We start from the raw sequence: 16,924 nt of genomic DNA, 5'->3' as shown, positions 1-16,924 counted from the left end.
TCCGAAAGGTCACAGTTGTCAATAAAGTCACACGCGGAACGGTGACCCCGGCGTTGGGGTCCGCGGGGCGGTTTGGTGAACGTGTCCCGGATGGTTACTTTTGTCTGGTGCACAATTGTGCACTCATGTCTTGAGTAAGGGAATAGCCGTGGACCAGAGAATCCACCTCACGAGCCGCCAACCCCAGGTTGATGCGCAAGAAATCCTGTCCGGTTTTTCCCCGTCCGCCCGATTCGCCTCGGTGTCCTTTGACTCCTATATACCAGACCCGAACCAGCCGAGCCAGGCGGCAGCAGTGGAAGCGCTCAGGGCGTTCTCCAAGCGCAAGGTCGGCAAGGACGCCGGTGGAAAGGGCCTCTCAAGGCTGTTCGCCAAGAAGAGCACACCCGGTCGGCAGGGGATTTACCTGGACGGCGGCTTTGGCGTCGGCAAGACGCACTTGCTCGCCTCGCTTTATCACGAGGCGACGGGCAAAAAGGCGTTCGGCACCTTTGTCGAGTACACGAACTTGGTGGGGGCGCTGTCCTTCCGCAAGGCGGTAGATGCGCTCAAGGAATACAGCCTGGTTGCCATTGATGAGTTTGAACTCGACGATCCCGGCGACACTGTGCTGATGTCACGGCTCATGCGCGAGCTCGCCGATGCGGGCGTCAAACTCGCCGCAACATCCAACACCCTGCCCGGTTCTCTCGGCGAGGGACGCTTCGCGGCGGTGGACTTCAAGCGTGAAATCCAGGTGCTGGCGGACCAGTTTGACGTGGTGCGTGTGGACGGCGAGGACTACCGTCACCGCGGGCTACCGGTCCCCCCGGAGCCGGTCCCGGATGACGAACTTGAAGCCATGGCGCGCAAGGTGTTTGCCGACAAGGTTGTCGCCGAGGACAATTTTGCCGACCTCTTGACCCATCTGGCGGGGGTGCACCCGAGCAAATACCGCCGCCTCATCGAGGGTGTCGAGGCGATTGTGTGGCACAACGTGGAGACCATCTCTGACCAGAGCGTGGCGCTGCGTTTCGTGGTGTTGGCGGACCGGCTCTATGACCTCGACGTGCCGATCCTGGCTAGCGGCATGCCTTTTGACAAGCTCTTTACCGAGGAAATGCTCTCTGGCGGGTACATGAAGAAGTACTACCGTGCCGTGTCCCGATTGACCGCGTTGGCGCGTGAAGCGCAGTTCGGCGATGAGGCTTAAAGCCCCAGTTCTTTTTGCAGGTCGACGTCTGGATGATGGTGCACCGTCTGATAGCCCTCTGCCGCGGCGGCCTCGACATTAACCTTTTTGTCATCGACAAACACGATGTCCTCGGGGCTCGCGTCCAACTCCTGGGCAATCCGGCGGAAGATTTCTGGATCGGGCTTTATCAGCCCCAAGTGTCCGCTGAAAAATAGCCGCTCAAAGTATTGTGTCCAGGGTTGCGATGAGAATTCATCGGCCATGGCCACCGGCATATTGGAGAGCACCGCGAGTTGGTGTCCTTGGCGCGAGAGATCCTCCAGCACGTCAAGGGTGTCCAGGTTCAGGTGGGACCACTGCAGGGCATCCAGTGAATCGAGGCGGCTCACGGTTCCTTCGCTCACCTCCGTGCCCGCGACCTTCGCCCAATATTCTTGGGAGCTCAGGCGTCCGGCATCGAAATCCTCGCGGTGCTGCCAGTATGGACTCTCGTCCTGACGCATCGGCATGCCCAAAGCGTCTTCCAGCAAGTCCCAATCTCGGTCTTCGGGCGCGGTGGAGATCACCATGCCATAGTCAAAGAGGTACCACTTCGGAGTTTGAACCATAGCCCTAGACTACGGTGCACCCCAGGTGAGAGTGCAAGGTACTTTGAGTGAACAATTCCGTCACGTTTGCTGGGAGCGTGAAGCGCCGAAAACCCGCTGCGAGGGGAGTAGCCTGGAAGGGTGTCCTTAGATTTCACCGCGATTGACTTTGAAACCGCCAATGGATTTTGGGGTTCGCCCTGCGCCATTGGCATGGTGCGGGTCCGTGACGGTGAAATCGCCGACACGCACACCATGCTGATGAAGCCGCCCGAAGCGGTGGAGCGCTTCGACCCGCGCAATGTCGCGATCCACGGGATCCGGCCGGACATGGTTGTCGATGCGCCGCGCTTCAAGGACGCATTGCAAGATATTTGGGACTTTGTGGGCGATGACGTGCTCGTGGCGCACAACTCCGCATTCGACATGGGGGTGTTGCGCTCGGCGGCGGAGGTGTCCCGCGTGGATTGCCCTTCGCGCCTGCACGTCTGCAGCGTCAAAATTTCCCGGCGCACCTACACCTTGCGCTCGCACTCCTTGCCCTACGCGGCCGAGGCGGCGGGATTTAACCTGGAGCATCACCACCGCGCCGATGAAGACGCCATGGCGAGCGCCGCGATTGTCATTGACGCGGCCCGCATCCACGGACACGATTCGCTATATGACCTGGTGACCAACACCGGCGCGGGTTTCCGGCGCTCGCGCACCTTTGAGGCGGGCGTCACGGAACTGTCCGACTCGGCCCGCAAAGCGCTCTCGCACATTTATGGCGAGCAACTGCCGCTCCAGCCCGAGTGGGCTACCCGCTAAATTTCCAGCCTGACCCCCGTCGCGCGTTCGGAGTACTCGATCAGCCGCGCCGCCTGGTCCCGATCGCGTGCCTTTTTCTTTGCGGACACGAGCGCGGGATAACCCGTGAGCTGCCCCCATCCGCCAGGACCCCAATAGTCCCCGTTGTCGACCAGCGGTTCGGTCAGCGCGTGCACCAAGGGGAGCGCGCCCATGTCCTTGCCCTGCACCACGTTTTTCGGCAGGTAGGACAGTGGATTGGGCCGCCGCGGGTGCCGGATGACGGAGCCACGCGTCGGCGCCAAGTCATTGATCGAGAGTCCCGGATGCGCGACGACGCTTTGCGCCCGCGACCGCGATTCGACCAGCCGGCGCGCCAACTCAAAACCAAAGGTCATCACCGCGAGCTTGCTGGTCGCATAGGCGCGCGCGTTGACGTATCGCGGAGCGGCATTCAGCGCGGATTCACTCAGCCGCGCCCAACGGTGCGAAATCGACCCCAGGTGCACCATGCGCGTCGCGTGCTCGTCAAAGAAGGGAAGCAGGCGGGCCAGCAGCGCGAAATGGCCGAGGTGATTGGTGCCCACTTGCAACTCGAAACCATCGGCGGTGTTTTGCCGCCGAACAGAACCGACGACGCCCGCATTCGCCAACACACCGTTCACCGCCGGGCCGTCCTGTATGGCTTGTGCCGCACGGGCGATGGAGTCGAGGTCGGCAAGGTCGAGTCGGAGCAGTTCAACATTCGCGCTCGGTACCCGGTCGAGAATTTGCGCTCGAGCCCGTTCGCCCTTGTCCAGGTTGCGCACCGCCAAGACGACCTCGGCGCCACGCGCGGCCACCTGTTCGGCGGCGAAATAGCCGAGCCCGGCACTTGCCCCGGTGACCAGGTAACGCTCCCCGTCCAGGCGGCGTTCTGCGGTCTGCCCGATCATGCGTCGACCGATTGGCGAGTGAACTCGTCGACGGCGCGCTCAACGACATCGAGGTCCTCGGTCTCCTGCAGCCACGCCTCCGGGAGCGCGCGCTCACCATAGAGCGCGCCGGAGAGATTGCCGATGACTGCGGCCGTGGTGTCCTTGTCCTCGGCCACCTGGGTTCCATGTACGACGGCGTTAACGAACCTTTCCGAGGCATCGTCAGCATTTTCGGGGTCACCAGAGTGCTCGCGTGCGACGCACGCGAGAGCCAGCACGAGGATATCGTCCGCGAGCTTTCCCGGCCCGAACCGATCGGTGAGGGGCGGCTGGGCGGAGGCATCGCCGTCGTGCTTCAGGGAGGCGACCGTTCGCAAGGAGGATGCGAGGTCAGTGGCTTCAAGATTGTCGGCGACCTGGGCGCCCGCGTCGATGGCGTCGGGGAGTGCCGTGCCAAGGGCGAGCTGATGGATGATGACCGGGAAGGCGGCACTGGCGGCGAGGGCTGCCGGGTGGCCGTGGGTGAGGGCGGCGCCGTCGAGGGCGAATGTCACGATGGTGCCGGTGTCGATGCCCGGAATCAGGCCGAAGGGGGCCGAGCGCATGAGCGAGCCGGGGCCGCGGGCGGTGAGGTTTTGCGGGTGTCGTGCGGTGCCCTGGATGCCGGAGGAGAGGCCGGTCAGGGTGGCGCGGCCGGGGTGGCGGCGCTGCATGGGCGGCGAGGTTTCGAGCCAGGTGCGCGGGGGAGCGGGGGCGCCGTCGGGGATGAGCTCTCCTTGGGTGCGTAGCCATCGGAGGCAGGAGATCCAGAGGAGTGCGGAGGTGTCGGTGGCGACGCCTTGGTTGGTCCAGTCGAGGAGTTCGGTGAGGGCTTCGAGCGTGAAGAGGGTGAGTTGGGTGTCGTCTGAGATGATGGGCGCTGGGGTGTTGTGCTCGGCTTGGTAGCCGTGAGCGTCGCCGAGCGCGCCGCCGACGATGCACCCGCGGATGACGGACGTCCAGTTTGTACTCATGAAGTCAGTTTAGGTTGGCGTACGGACATTGGCATTGAGCGTGGAATTTGCGCAGCGAAAATGCGCACGGAAAATGCGCAGCGAAAATGCGCACGGAGAGAGGAATCAAGGATGAGCGTGAAGTCGGAATCGAAGACCGGGTTGAGTGTGGGGAAGCCGTATGTCACGCATCGGTTGCTCCCGCGGCTCGGTGCGGAGTTTTTCGGGACGTTCATGGTTGTTTTGGTGGGCGTGGGGTACGGGGTGTTGGCGAACCCGTCCGAGTCGCCGTTGCTGCGCGCCGCCGCGTTCGGGTTTGCGCTGGTGGGTGCGATGTTCGTGTTTGCGCCGATTTCCGGCGGGCACCTGAATCCGGCTGTGACGCTGGGTGTAGGGGTGTCCGGACGGATGCCGCTCAAGGACGTTCCCGCCTATATTGTGGCGCAGGTCGCCGGTGGCGTTGCAGGTGTGGCGGTGCTGTTCTTTGCGTTTATGTCTCACCCGCAGTTGCAGGATGTGTCCGGGATCATCCGGAACTCGGGGAATGGTTTTGACCAGAACTCGCCGGCGCAGTTCCCGCTGACCAGTGTGCTGCTGATTGAAGTGGTGGCGACGGCGATTCTTGTTGCGGTGTACTTGGGGATTGGGCAGCGCAAGCGCGTGGGCAATGCGTTGCCGCTCGGTGTTGGTTTGAGTTACTTGGCGCTGCTGGCGTTCTTGTTGCCGCTTGATCAGGGCGGACTGAACCCCGCGCGGTCGACGGCGGTGGCACTGTTCGGGCTGGACTGGGCCGTGGCGCAACTGTGGCTGTTCTGGGTGGCGCCGCTGGTCGGGGCGCTCATTGCCGGGTTGCTGTTCCGGGCGTTGGATTTGAGTGCCGCGGTGGCGCGGAATCAGCGGTCTGCGGAGCGGGACGAGGATGATGCTGATGCTGAGGAAGCTACTGTGGGTGCTGCCGGGCGTGCTACCGGGGGTGCTGCCGTGGGCGCGGAGGGCAAGGCTGCGGGGGCCGAAGTGATTGCCGAGGACATTACCGTGGGGCGCCGCGGCGACACTAAGGTGGTCACCGAAGAGGTGGTCACTGACGAGGTTGTCGCTGAAGAGGGCGCTGCGGCCAAGAAATCCAAGCCGTCAAAAACGAGCGGCGAGCGAGATGAAGTTCAAGATTTCTTCGATAAGAAGTAAGTAACTTTCGAGAATTATCATTTTATTCACGGCATGATGGTGTGGCCGGGTGATTATTGCCCGGTTTTCTGATTGTGCTGTGGAGCTTTTTCGAGATTAGCAGCTGGGTCTGACATTGAGTTTCGCGGCCCGTACATTCAGGGCCTGAACGCAGGATTCCGGGGCAAGTTTCACGCAGCGTGCCTCGATCCTCATGGGGCGTGTGGTGGTTGCCGGGGGTGGATGCTCCTCCACAGGGAAAAACTTTAAAGAATTTTCCGAAGTTATCCACATTTGGGGTTTTTCGGGTGCTCAATGTCGGTGCCGGGTTATAGCGTGGTGTTATGACGTTTCCTATGGCACAGACAGAGCTCGGGGTCCGCACCAGTGCGGTCACCCGGCTCGCCTGTGGCATGGAAAAGCTCATGGACGAGTTTCAGCAGGATCTTCGGAATCCTCTCGGGGCGGAGCCCACCGTTCCGGCATCACCATCCGCGTTGGCCGCGGCCAGTGACGCGCACACCCCGGATGCGTTCAAGCGCGAGGCTTTGGGTGCTGTGAAGTTGTTGGAGCGTGCTCAGGTGCAGGTAGAGGCGGCGATGCATCTGGTTGCGGGTGTCGCGTTGAGCGTGGAGGCGGAGGAGCAAGAACGACTCTTGGATCTGCCCTTGGATGAAAAGATCGCACGCGGCAAAGGCGGGCACGGTGGCAAGCGCGGCAACGGTAGCGGCCGAGGGAAACACCAGGATGCGTTCACCGTCACTCCACCTACCAACGCGAACTCTCGCGCGGCTACGGGCCCGTCCGCGGCCAACCCCAACGGCACTAACTCCACGGGCACTGATTCCTCCAGCACTGCTAACTCGAGCACCGGCGCTGACTCGTCGAGCACGAGTGCCGGTTCGGCATCCAGTACTGGTACTGGGTTCGCGCGGGGTTCGGCGTTTTTCCCGGGTTTTAGCAGTCATGATGTGGCCGACAGTGAGGTCGGGTTCCCCAAGGTGTGGTGTGGTGTCAGCGTCAAGGCGATGGATGAAGCGCTGTGGGGTCTGGGTAGTGAGTTGGCGTTGTTGTGGGGTCGGAGCGAGTTCGTAACGACCGGGATGCTGATCGATACCGCGACCTTGTCCCGGCTGCCGAAACTCGAGGCCCGATTCATCACAGGAATGTTGAACAGCCGGTTGGTGAAAACCGTGGTGAAGCATTGTGTGGGGCTGACCGATGAGCAAGCTGCCAGTTATGACGAACGGGTGCATGAGTTCATGTTCCCGGCGAAATATGATGTGACCGGCCAATACCCGGTGCGCTCTGCGAATGATGTGGCGAAGTTCGCGGAGGTGACGCGGAACCGGTTGCACGCTGAGCCGCTGGCGGTGCGGGAGCGGCGGGAGATGAAGCACCGGTACGTGTCGATCTCGAATGAGTCGAACGGCATGTGCTCTATCTCGGGGTTGTTGCCGGCGATAGCGGCGCACCGGTTCATGAACACCCTCACGGATTTCGCGATCACTGCCAGAGGCGAGCAGGACACTCGTACGTTGAAACAATTGATCGCCGACGTCTTCACCGACCTGATCACCCATAACTACAACCAGTCGTACCCGAACACCCCACCCAACCCAGCGGGGACCAGTGGCGCGGGCCCACACGCGAGCCAGAGCACTGGCTCCACTGGCGGGACTGAGCGGACGAGTGCGCCCACCAGCGGAACGGCCGTGCCTGACACAGCCGCGGCTGACGGGACGAGCACGCCGGGAACCACTTCCGGCCAGTCCGAGAACCCTGCCTCGCGTTCGTGGGCCGAGAGTGCACCCGGGGATGCGGGTTCGCGTGGGGACGCGCCGGATGTGGGGTTGTCGTTCGAGTCCATCCATAACTTGTTCAACACCACCCGACAGCCCGGTGCCACGTTTACAGCCGGTTCCGACGGGACCACTACGCCCGACGGCAGGGCCGCAACCGGATTCGAGGGGACAGCTGCGCCTGACGATAGGTCTCAGGGGACACGTGGGCCCGATTCGGGAAACGGTTCGGCACCTGGCAACGACTGGGGGCGTGAGGACTGTTACTGGGTCGACCCCGACGGTGTCATCCACGACCACCCCGCGACTCCTGGGGGCGCGTCGGCGCACCCGGACGCCAGCCCGGAACCGGAAACTGCCTCGGGGTCGCGGTCGGGGTTGCGCGGTGAGGCGAAAATCTTTGTGACGATCCCGGCCACGTCGTTGGCGGGGTTGGATGAGCAGGATGCGATGCTCTCCGGGTACGGTCCCATCCCCGCCGACGCGGTCCGGGAACTCGCCGGAACCGCACACACCCTGTACCGCATATTCACCGACCCCAACACGGGTAGGCCGCTCGCGTTGGGCCGCTCAAGTTACCGGGTAGACACCCAGTTGCGTGAATTCCTGCAACTGCGCTCGGATACCTGCCAGTTCCCCGGGTGCGGTGTGAACGCTCGTCGTACCGACGCAGACCACATCCACGAATGGGATGCCGGCGGCGAAACGAACCCGGAGAATTTGCAGTTGTTGTGTCGTAAACACCACAACCTGAAAACCCACCACGGCTGGCAAGCGGAAGTGCTGGACCCCGAAACCAACACGGTCCAATGGACCTCACCGCTGGGCAACACCTACATCGCCGAACCCACCGGAACAGGAACCGGCACCGGAACCAGCACCACATCCGGCCCTGAATCGGAACCCGACACGGGCAACCAGACCACGGCCAACGCCAGTCGTGACCCCTGGGCCACCCTTCCCCACGAAAACACCGCCACCAACTGGTCAGGCGCACCCTTCTAAACCAGGCCCCGTTCTAAGCGGGCCCCTTCGAAACCACACTCTCCTCACCCGCTCCATTCGCAGAAGCATCTGGTGTCCAATACATTCTTCTGGCGTTCATCGGTCCAGCGCTCGTCGCGACGCGCACCAACGAGCTAGAGCCAGCACAGAGTTAGCACGAAGCCAGCACAGAGTTACGGGTAAGCACCACGAATAAAGGCGACAACGCGGAGCCAAGCCGGGAACACGCCGTCGAACGTCAACGAAATATGCGAATCCGGCACTAACTCATTGGGCCACTCTCATAGCCCGACTGGGGGAGTTATTCCGTCAGGTCGCCGAAAAGGTCACTCGACTGTGCAGCTTGCTCGCGGGCTTCCTCGAACTTCTTTTTCATCGTGGGGTTGCCGCGGGTCAGCTTCTTAATGGTGACGTCTTGGGCCTTGTCGTTCGCGAGTCGAAGGTTGCGCTCCGAACTGAGCAGGGATTCCTTGACCTTTTGCATCTGGGCGATCGACTTATCGATCTCTCCGATCGCGTCATGGAACTGTCGGGAAGCAAGGTCAAAATTGCGCGCAAAACCCGACTTGAACTTCGCCAGGTGATCCTCGAAATTCGTCACGTCGACATTCTGGGTACGAATCTCTGCCAGCTCACGCTTGTAGGGCAAAGAGTTGGTCGCGGCGTTGCGCAATAGCGTAATAATCGGCACAAAGAACTGCGGCCGGACCACATACATTTTGGGATACCGATATGACACGTCAACGATCCCCGAATTGTAGAGCTCGTTCTCGGCCTCCAACAAGGTCACTAGGATCGCGTACTCGCACCCCTTTTCGCGGCGGTCCTTATCCAGTTCCTTGAAAAAGTCCTCATTCTTGTGCTTGGTGGCCGTGGTGTCGGACTCGTTCTTCATCTCAAACATGATTGAGGTGATTTCGACGCCGGACTCATCCAGATCGCGGAAAATATAGTCGCCCTTGCTGCCGCTGGAGGCGTCATTATCTTTCTCGAAATAGGCGTTCGGGAACAGGCCCGCGCGCATGCGATTGAACTCGATTTCGCAGTGTTGCTCCAGCGTTTCGCCCAGCATTTTTGTGGACAGCCGCGCCTTCATATCCTTGAGACGCTCGATCATGTCGTCGCGATCCTTGAGCTGGGTTGAATGCAGTTCGCCCAGAGCCTTGGTTTCCAGTTCGGCCTCGAGCCGCGCGCGCTCCAGCGCGACCTTGAACTCGTCGCGCTCCTTTTCGACGCTGTTCACCGCCTCCGAGACGGCCAGTTTCTGCTGAATTTGGGCCGACTCCAATTGAGAACGCAGGTCCTTGATCGTCGCTTCGGACTGCGCATGCGCCTTCGCCAGTTCGTGGACAGCGCGTTCACGCGCCAACTCTTCGGCAGCCGCGCGCTCCTGTTCTTGGCGCTTCAACGCATTTTTGAGTTCATCGCGTTCGCGCTCGAGCGCAGACTTCGCCTCATTGACGGCGTGCTTCCTCGACTCGTCCGCGCTCTCAATCTGCTGGCGAAGGCGATCGAGCTCATTCTCCTTCTCCGAAAGCGCCTTATCCAAGGCGCCTTGAGCGCGAGTTTCGGCCAGGGCCAGCGCGGCGTCTTTCTCCTTGGCCGCCTGGGCAAGCCGCTCATGCAACGTGGATTCAAACTCCGCGTCGCGTACTTGCTTGGCGATGTCCGCATACTGATCCTCGTTGATCGTGAATGCGGTGTGGCAGTGCGGGCAGATTACTTCGTGCATGTGCCCTTCCTTTCCGAGCGGTGCGGTCCCGAATAATTCTGACATCTCGACTCAATCACATGTCACCGACATTGAGTTTTCGTGTGGCCGTCCTAACAGGCCAACGTGCCGTGGCTACCGCAAGAGCACGGTAAACTAGAGCCCTAGTACATGGGTTCAGTGTGTCGGGCGGAGGGACGGCACACACGCTTTTTGGGTACACACATGATCTCAACCTATGCACGTCTTTTCCGCATCGCGGGCCCGTCATTCTTCTGGATCGGGCTCCTTGCCCGGCTACCGATCGCCATGCACACGATCGGCGCGCTCACTTTCGTCACCGCCCAGTCAAACAACTACGCCCTCGGTGGCCTCGCCGCCGGTGCCGTCGGCATCGGCTCGGCGATCGGCGCACCCATCTCTGGCTACATTGCCGATCGCATCGGCCAAAAACCGGTCCTCATCGTCACCGCCTTGGCTAACGCCGCCGCCATTACCGCTCTCATCCTGGTCGTGGCGAGCGCCCCAGATTTCACCCCGGCCGTCAGCACCTGGACCCTCGTGCTTTCCGCCCTGGTCGGATTTAGCGCGCCCCAAGCCTCATCCATGGCGCGCGTGCGGTGGATGGCGATGTCCAAGGGCCCCAAAGCGGCCCAGCTCTCGGCCGCCCTCAGCTACGAAAGCACCGCGGATGAAATCACCTTTGTCTTGGGGCCCGCGCTCGTCGGGCTCTTCGCGAGCCTGATCGCCCCGTGGCTCCCGCTTGCCATTGCGGCCGCATTAGCCGTGACCATGGTGCTGGCCTTCGCGTTCCACCCCACCGTCAACGAGGTCGTGATCACGTCTCGCGACATCCCGGCACCAAAAATCAGCGCATCCATTTGGGCCCAGGTCGCAATCCCGGTCCTCGGCATGATCGCCATGGGAACCTTTTTTGGTGCAACCTCCACCGCAGTTACCGCGTTCGCGGGGGAGAACGGCAACTCCAGCCTCGGCGGCCTGCTTTATTCCTGCATGGGCCTCACCTCCGCGGTCACGGCCCTGTCCGTGGCCCTCTGGTCGCCCCGATTTTCCATTGCCGCCCGGTGGCTCAGCTGCGCTGCCGCGATGCTCGCCACCACGAGCCTGCTTCATCTGCCCACAACCATGCCGGTCATGATCGCAACGCTCATGCTAGTCGGTCTCTTTGTCGGTCCGACCATGGTCACCATCTTCAGCGTCGGCTCCCTGGTCGCCCCGGCCTCCCGCCTCGGCACGGTCATGACGTTGCTTGCAAGCGGTATTGTGGCCGGAAGCGCGCTCGGCTCTAGCATTGCCGGGGCATTGGCCGAATCGAGCGGTGCCTCGGCAGCGTTTTGGGTCAGCGCGGCCGCCTCGGTCGCGATGGTGATCTTCGCGGCGATCAGCGCCTGGGCCATCCCGGCGAGCCGACACAAGATCTAAGCATTACCCGCCAAACATCGCGGTGATCGGCCCGCGCACAAAGTAGAGCACAAACCCGACCGAGACTACCCACAGCAGCCAGTGCACCTTCTTGCCCCCGCGCACCGCGGTATTCAGAATCGCCCAGGAGATAAAACCGACGCCAATACCGTTGGCGATCGAGTAGGTCAGCGGCATCGTCACCACGGTCAAAAATACCGGCAGCGACACGGTGAACTGAGTGAAGTCCACATCCCGAATCTGCGCCACCATCATGGAGCCGACCACCACCAGCGCGGCGGCTCCGACCTCCATCGGGATAATCCCCACGATCGGTGCCAAAAACATGGACGCGAGAAACAGCGTCCCGGTCACGCACGCAGCCAACCCGGTCCGCGCGCCCTCGGCAATGCCCGCCGCGGAATCCACAAACACGGTATTCGATGACGAGGACGTCGCCCCACCGGCCACGGCCCCCACACCCTCGATGACAAACGCCGCCCGAATCCGTGGGAACGTGCCATCGGCATTGGACAGCTTCGCATTCCGGGCGAGCCCGGTCATCGTCCCCATTGCGTCAAAAAAGTTCGTAAACACCAGCGTGAAAATCAGCATGATTGCGGCCAGCGCCCCAATGCGCCCAAACGCCCCGAACAGATCAAACTGTCCAATCAGCCCGAAATCGGGCAGCGCCAAAATCTGTTCCGGCAACACCGGCGCGTTCAGATTCCAACCGTTGGGATCCGGGTTCTCCGGGTTACCAACCGTCCCCAAATGCGCAAAAGCCTGCACAATGCTCGCCACAATCGTCGCAACAATCATGCCGATCAAAATGCCGCCCGGCACGCGTTTTGCAACCAAAATTCCAATCAGCAGCAGCGCAAAAATGAACACCACCGTGGGCAGGCTGGTAATCGACCCGTTGATGCCCAATTGCACGGGCGGCCCGGCCGGTGTGCGGGTCACGAACCCGGAGTTCACAAACCCGATAAACGCAATGAACAGCCCAATGCCCACGGTGATCGCGGCCTTGAGCTCGGCCGGCACCGCATTAAAAATCGCCGTCCGCGCGCCCGATGCACCGAGGACCACAATGATCAAGCCGTTGATCACCACGAGCCCCATCGCTTCCGGCCAGGACACCTCCTTCACCACGGCGACCGCCAGGAAGGAGTTCATGCCGAGCCCGGCCGCGAGACCGAACGGCAGCCGGGCCACCAGCCCAAACAGGATTGTCACGAAACCGGCGGTCAACCCGGTCACCGCGCTCACCTGCGCGAAATTCAGCGTATTGCCTTCCACATCGGCCGAACCGCCGAGAATCAGCGGGTTCAGCACCACAATGTAGGCCATGGCCACAAAAGCGACGAGCCCGCCGCGCAATTCCTGGGCCACGGTGGATCCTCGCGCGGTGATCTCAAAAAAGCGGTCCAGAAAGCCGGTTGCGGTGCGTGATGACATGGTGCCTCGTTCAAGTGGGGGATAAAAATTGCTGAAAAGGTGCGCTAGTTCATACCTAGCTTAAGGGGATAGAGTGCCAAGTATGCCCCTGCTGAGCCATGGTTTCCCGCGCGCCGCAACCCGAATCCTCCGAGCCGGTACCGCTATCATCGCGATCGGTGTCCTGTCCGCGTGTTCCTCGCCCACCCCCGCAAGCACCCAGGCGGCCCCGAAGGAGATCACCATCTACGCCGCCGCCTCGCTCACCGAATCGTTCAACGAAATCGCCGAAGCCTTCAACACCCAAAATCCGCAGTACGCCATCGCGCCGATCAGCTATGACGGCTCGGCCACGCTCGCCACACAGATCAATTCCGGCGCCCCGCTTGACGTCTTCGCCTCCGCCGACATGGCCAACATGGACAAGGTCATCGATGCCGGGAAGAACGACGGCGATGCTCGCGTTTTTGCCCGAAACATCCTCAGCATTGTGGTCGCCAAAGATAATCCGCAGGGCATCGCCTCGCTTGCGGACCTCACCAAACCCGGGGTCAAGACCGTGCTGTGCGCACCGGAGGTGCCCTGCGGGGCGGCCAGCACAAAACTGTTAGACGCCAATCGGGTCGAGGTCAATCCGGTCAGCGAAGAACAAAACGTGAAGGCCGTGCTCACGAAAGTGTCAACGGGGGAGGCCGATGCCGGACTCGTCTACGTGACCGACGTCAACGCGGCCGGGGACGCCGTCAGCGGGGTGAGCGTCCCCAACGCGGACCAGTTCGCCAACGACTACTACATTGCGAAAATTGTCGATTCGAACAACCCCAAGGGAGCACAAGCCTTTATCGACTATCTGCTCTCCGCTCAGGGACAAGACGTGCTCGCCCGCTACGGGTTCAAGGCGCCCTAAACCGGTGACCGACCTGCCGAGCCCATTCACCACATTTATCCTGTGACCATCAAACTGCCCCGCATCCTCTACGCCCTTGCGCTGGTGGGCCTGGCGCTCCTCGTCCTGCCGATAGCAGCGCTCTTGATTCGCGCGGATTGGGCCGACTTTCCGGCCGCCTTGAGCGCGCCGGAAACCCTCGAAGCCTTGGGACTGTCGCTGCGCACCTCGGCCGCCGCCACGGCGCTGTGCCTCATTTTGGGTGTGCCGTTGGCACTCGTCCTCGCCCGATCAACCTCCACACTCTCCTCGGTGCTGCGCGTCGCGACAACACTCCCGCTGGTTTTACCGCCGCTCGTCGGCGGTATGGCCCTGCTCTTCCTCCTCGGGCGAACGGGCCTGATTGGCTCGCTCATCGCACCCTGGGGGATTCAGATTCCCTTCACCACTCTTGCGGTGATCATTGCCCAAACTTTTGTGGCCCTGCCATTTCTGGTTCTCTCCATCGAAGGCGCAGCCAGAACCGCCGGACAACGCTATGAAGCGGTCGCCGCAACCCTGGGCGCAGGACGGTGGCGCACCTGGTGGCGGATCACTGTGCCGCTCTTGGGGCCGGGGCTGCTCTCGGGAACGGTGCTCAGCTTCGCCCGGGCGCTCGGCGAATTCGGCGCCACCGCGCTCTTTGCCGGAAACGCCGCCGGTATCACGCGCACCATGCCGCTCGCCATCTATACCGCCTTCAACGGGACCGCCAACGCACAAGGGAGCGCGGTCGCGATGGCCATTGTATTAATTGCGATGGCGGCCCTGGTCCTGGTGTTCTTACGACCGTGGAAAAGCGGCACAAGTAGGGACGCGTCATGAGCGAAACAACCATTGTCGATGTGGCGGTGCGCCGCGGCGACTTCGACCTCGCCGCTGCTCTCACCCTTGAGGCAGGTAACCGGCTGGCGATTCTCGGTGCCAATGGGGCCGGAAAGTCGACGCTGCTCTCGGCCATCGCAGGACTGCTCACCCCCGAGCGTGGCCGAATCCTCGTCGCCGGCACACCGGTATTCGAACGGCATGCGGGGGAGCGGCCGGTGCGCAATGTGCCCACCGCACGGCGCCGCGTTGGGTTCCTCGGCCAGGACCCGCTCCTCTTCCCGCACTTGAGCGCGCTCAACAATGTGGCCTTCGGGCCGCGCGCGCATCACGTGCCCCGCGCCCAAGCCGCCGATGAGGCAACTAGGTTACTGACCGCCGTCGGGCTTCACAGCGTGGAAAGGCGCAAACCGCACCAACTCTCCGGCGGGCAACAACAACGTGTGGCGCTCGCGCGGGCGCTGGCGGCGCGGCCGCAACTGCTGCTCCTGGATGAACCGTTTGCCTCCATGGATGTGCAGGCGGCGAGCCATATGCGCACGCTCGTTGCCGATACGCTACGCGAGCAGGGGATAACGGCGATGATGGTGACGCACAATGTGTTGGACGCGATTGCGCTCGCCGATCGGTGCCTGGTGCTCCACGAGGGGCGCGTCGTGGATGAGGGGCCGACGGCGCGAGTGCTAGAACACCCGCGCAATGCACTCGCCGCCGCGCTCACCGGTACGTGCCTGGTTCAAGGGCCGCTAGCCGGTGACGGTTGGCCCGGCGTCGAAGCTTCGGTGGCAGGCGTCCTGTTGCACCCCCGGGATGCTCGCGGATTAGCTCCGGGAACGCAGGTACGGCTGGTCTTCGCACCGCGCGACGCGGACCTCTTGCACCCGCAAGCTGGACCGAATGCCGGGCTCACCCACCGAGTCGCGACGCTGGAGCCGACCGGCGACGGGGTGCGGGTGCGCTTTGCGGGTAGCGAAAGCCTGCAAGTCGAGGTCGGCGCCGAGGCCGCGCTGCGCTTAAGCTTGAGAGAAGGCCTGGACTGCCAGGTCCGCATTCGCGAGGGCGCCGCACGGGTCTCGCCCGTCAGCTAAGCAGGGGAGGAACACATGGCAAAAGTGTCATTGCCGCTTGGCACCTCCCGCGAGGTCTCCGATCGGCGGGGCCGCCCGCTACATGACCTGCGCATTTCGGTCACCGACCGATGCAACTTCCGGTGCGTGTACTGCATGCCCAAGGAGATCTTTGGGCGAGACTATGCGTTCTTGGAAACCTCGGAGATGCTGACCTTCACCGAGATTGAACGGCTCGTGCGGGCCAGTGTGAACCTGGGTGTGCGCAAGGTGCGCCTGACCGGCGGGGAACCGCTACTACGCAAAGGCATTGAGGATCTCGTGGCGCGCATTGCCGCGGTAGGGCATGATGCCGGGGTTCCGCTCGATATTGCTCTGACCACCAACGGTTCGGCGCTCAAGGTCAAGGCCGCAGCGCTCAAGGCCGCCGGGCTCAACCGTGTCACCGTGTCCATGGACGCTCTCGATGACGCGGTGTTCCGGGACATGAATGACGTCAACTTCGGCGTGGACCGGGTCTTGGCCGGGATCGCCGCCGCCGAGGACGCCGGACTCGGCCCGGTCAAGATCAATATGGTGGTGCAACGCTCGCGAAACCTCGATCAAATTGTGCCGATGGCCGAGTACTTCAAGGATCGCGGACACGTGTTGCGTTTCATCGAGTTCATGGACGTGGGCGAAACGAACGGGTGGGACCGCACCGACGTGGTGCCCACTCGGGAAATCGTGGAACTCTTGGACGCGCGCTTTGGACTGATGGCTCTCGAACCGGAGTCGCCCGATTCCACCTCGACCCGCTGGGGATATGCCGATGGCAGCAACGAAATCGGGTTCATCTCCAGTGTGACCGGCGCCTTTTGCTCCACCTGCTCGCGCGCGCGGATATCGACCGACGGCCAGCTTTTCACGTGCCTGTTCGCCACCCAAGGCACTGACCTGCGTTCGCTTTTGCGTTCCGGATACACCGATGAACAGCTTCAAGAAGCGCTCGCCGGAATCTGGGGAGTGCGCGCCGACGCCTACTCGCTACACCGCGGTGAGGACACAGATGGGCGGCGCGCTCGCGGCAACAAGGTGGAAATGTCCTTTATCGGCGGCTAGATC

14 protein-coding genes are annotated in these 16,924 nt (G+C 62.4%); 9 read left to right on the top strand and 5 right to left on the bottom strand.

The window, feature by feature from the left end:
• Positions 1-148 precede the first annotated feature (148 nt).
• Positions 149-1,192, top strand: a complete 1,044-nt coding sequence (gene zapE / locus O148_RS0107895; RefSeq protein ID WP_035745439.1) for a cell division protein ZapE — start codon at positions 149-151, stop codon at positions 1,190-1,192.
• On the opposite strand, the gene O148_RS0107890 is transcribed toward zapE, so the two are convergent.
• Positions 1,189-1,782: an HAD family hydrolase gene (locus tag O148_RS0107890; RefSeq protein ID WP_026530480.1), complete on the bottom strand. Its 594-nt coding sequence runs from the start codon at positions 1,780-1,782 to the stop codon at positions 1,189-1,191. The two genes, zapE and O148_RS0107890, sit on opposite strands and share 4 nt — an antisense overlap.
• Before the next feature lie 120 nt (positions 1,783-1,902).
• Here O148_RS0107890 and O148_RS15540 point away from each other — a divergent pair, with 120 nt between their 5' ends.
• Positions 1,903-2,571: a 3'-5' exonuclease gene (locus O148_RS15540; RefSeq protein WP_051619995.1), complete on the top strand. Its 669-nt coding sequence runs from the start codon at positions 1,903-1,905 to the stop codon at positions 2,569-2,571.
• On the opposite strand, the gene O148_RS0107880 is transcribed toward O148_RS15540, so the two are convergent.
• Together O148_RS0107880 and O148_RS15535 are read right to left on the bottom strand one after the other, a co-directional pair.
• Positions 2,568-3,485: an SDR family NAD(P)-dependent oxidoreductase gene (locus O148_RS0107880; RefSeq protein ID WP_051619994.1), complete on the bottom strand. Its 918-nt coding sequence runs from the start codon at positions 3,483-3,485 to the stop codon at positions 2,568-2,570. The genes O148_RS15540 and O148_RS0107880 overlap by 4 nt on opposite strands.
• Positions 3,482-4,480, bottom strand: coding sequence for an ADP-ribosylglycohydrolase family protein (locus O148_RS15535; protein WP_051619993.1), 999 nt, complete (start codon positions 4,478-4,480; stop codon positions 3,482-3,484). The genes O148_RS0107880 and O148_RS15535 overlap by 4 nt, the downstream gene beginning before the upstream one ends.
• Before the next feature lie 111 nt (positions 4,481-4,591).
• On the opposite strand from O148_RS15535, the gene O148_RS15530 reads away from it, so the two are divergent.
• Complete coding sequence (locus tag O148_RS15530) at positions 4,592-5,644, top strand: MIP/aquaporin family protein (RefSeq protein ID WP_051619992.1); 1,053 nt, start codon at positions 4,592-4,594, stop codon at positions 5,642-5,644.
• Positions 5,645-5,979: 335 nt separating this feature from the next.
• Positions 5,980-8,430, top strand: coding sequence for an HNH endonuclease signature motif containing protein (locus O148_RS0107865; protein ID WP_026530478.1), 2,451 nt, complete (start codon positions 5,980-5,982; stop codon positions 8,428-8,430).
• A gap of 301 nt (positions 8,431-8,731) precedes the next feature.
• Here O148_RS0107865 and O148_RS0107860 read toward each other — a convergent pair whose 3' ends face one another.
• Positions 8,732-10,162, bottom strand: a complete 1,431-nt coding sequence (locus tag O148_RS0107860; protein WP_026530477.1) for a DUF2130 domain-containing protein — start codon at positions 10,160-10,162, stop codon at positions 8,732-8,734.
• A 204-nt stretch (positions 10,163-10,366) separates the two neighbouring features.
• Here O148_RS0107860 and O148_RS15525 point away from each other — a divergent pair, with 204 nt between their 5' ends.
• Positions 10,367-11,584: an MFS transporter gene (locus tag O148_RS15525; protein ID WP_035745437.1), complete on the top strand. Its 1,218-nt coding sequence runs from the start codon at positions 10,367-10,369 to the stop codon at positions 11,582-11,584.
• 3 nt (positions 11,585-11,587) lie between these two features.
• On the opposite strand, the gene O148_RS15520 is transcribed toward O148_RS15525, so the two are convergent.
• Positions 11,588-13,024, bottom strand: coding sequence for an NCS2 family permease (locus O148_RS15520; protein WP_051619991.1), 1,437 nt, complete (start codon positions 13,022-13,024; stop codon positions 11,588-11,590).
• Between the two features lie 82 nt (positions 13,025-13,106).
• Here O148_RS15520 and modA point away from each other — a divergent pair, with 82 nt between their 5' ends.
• From modA to moaA, 4 genes are read left to right on the top strand one after another with little or no spacing between them, the layout of a single operon-like run.
• Positions 13,107-13,910, top strand: coding sequence for a molybdate ABC transporter substrate-binding protein (gene modA / locus O148_RS0107845; protein ID WP_084157207.1), 804 nt, complete (start codon positions 13,107-13,109; stop codon positions 13,908-13,910).
• A 42-nt stretch (positions 13,911-13,952) separates the two neighbouring features.
• A complete protein-coding gene (locus O148_RS0107840) occupies positions 13,953-14,753 on the top strand; it encodes an ABC transporter permease (RefSeq protein WP_240470828.1) in 801 nt (266 codons plus the stop codon).
• On the top strand, positions 14,750-15,841 hold the full coding sequence (locus O148_RS0107835; protein WP_026530474.1) for a sulfate/molybdate ABC transporter ATP-binding protein: 1,092 nt from the start codon (positions 14,750-14,752) through the stop codon (positions 15,839-15,841). The genes O148_RS0107840 and O148_RS0107835 overlap by 4 nt, the downstream gene beginning before the upstream one ends.
• 15 nt (positions 15,842-15,856) lie before the next feature.
• A complete protein-coding gene (gene moaA, locus O148_RS0107830; protein ID WP_026530473.1) occupies positions 15,857-16,921 on the top strand; it encodes a GTP 3',8-cyclase MoaA in 1,065 nt (354 codons plus the stop codon).
• Positions 16,922-16,924 lie beyond the last annotated feature (3 nt).

The sequence above is a fragment of the Haematomicrobium sanguinis DSM 21259 genome, from assembly GCF_000688395.1.
GTDB lineage: Bacteria > Actinomycetota > Actinomycetes > Actinomycetales > Micrococcaceae > Haematomicrobium > Haematomicrobium sanguinis.
This window is presented reverse-complemented; position numbering and strand designations above follow the sequence as displayed.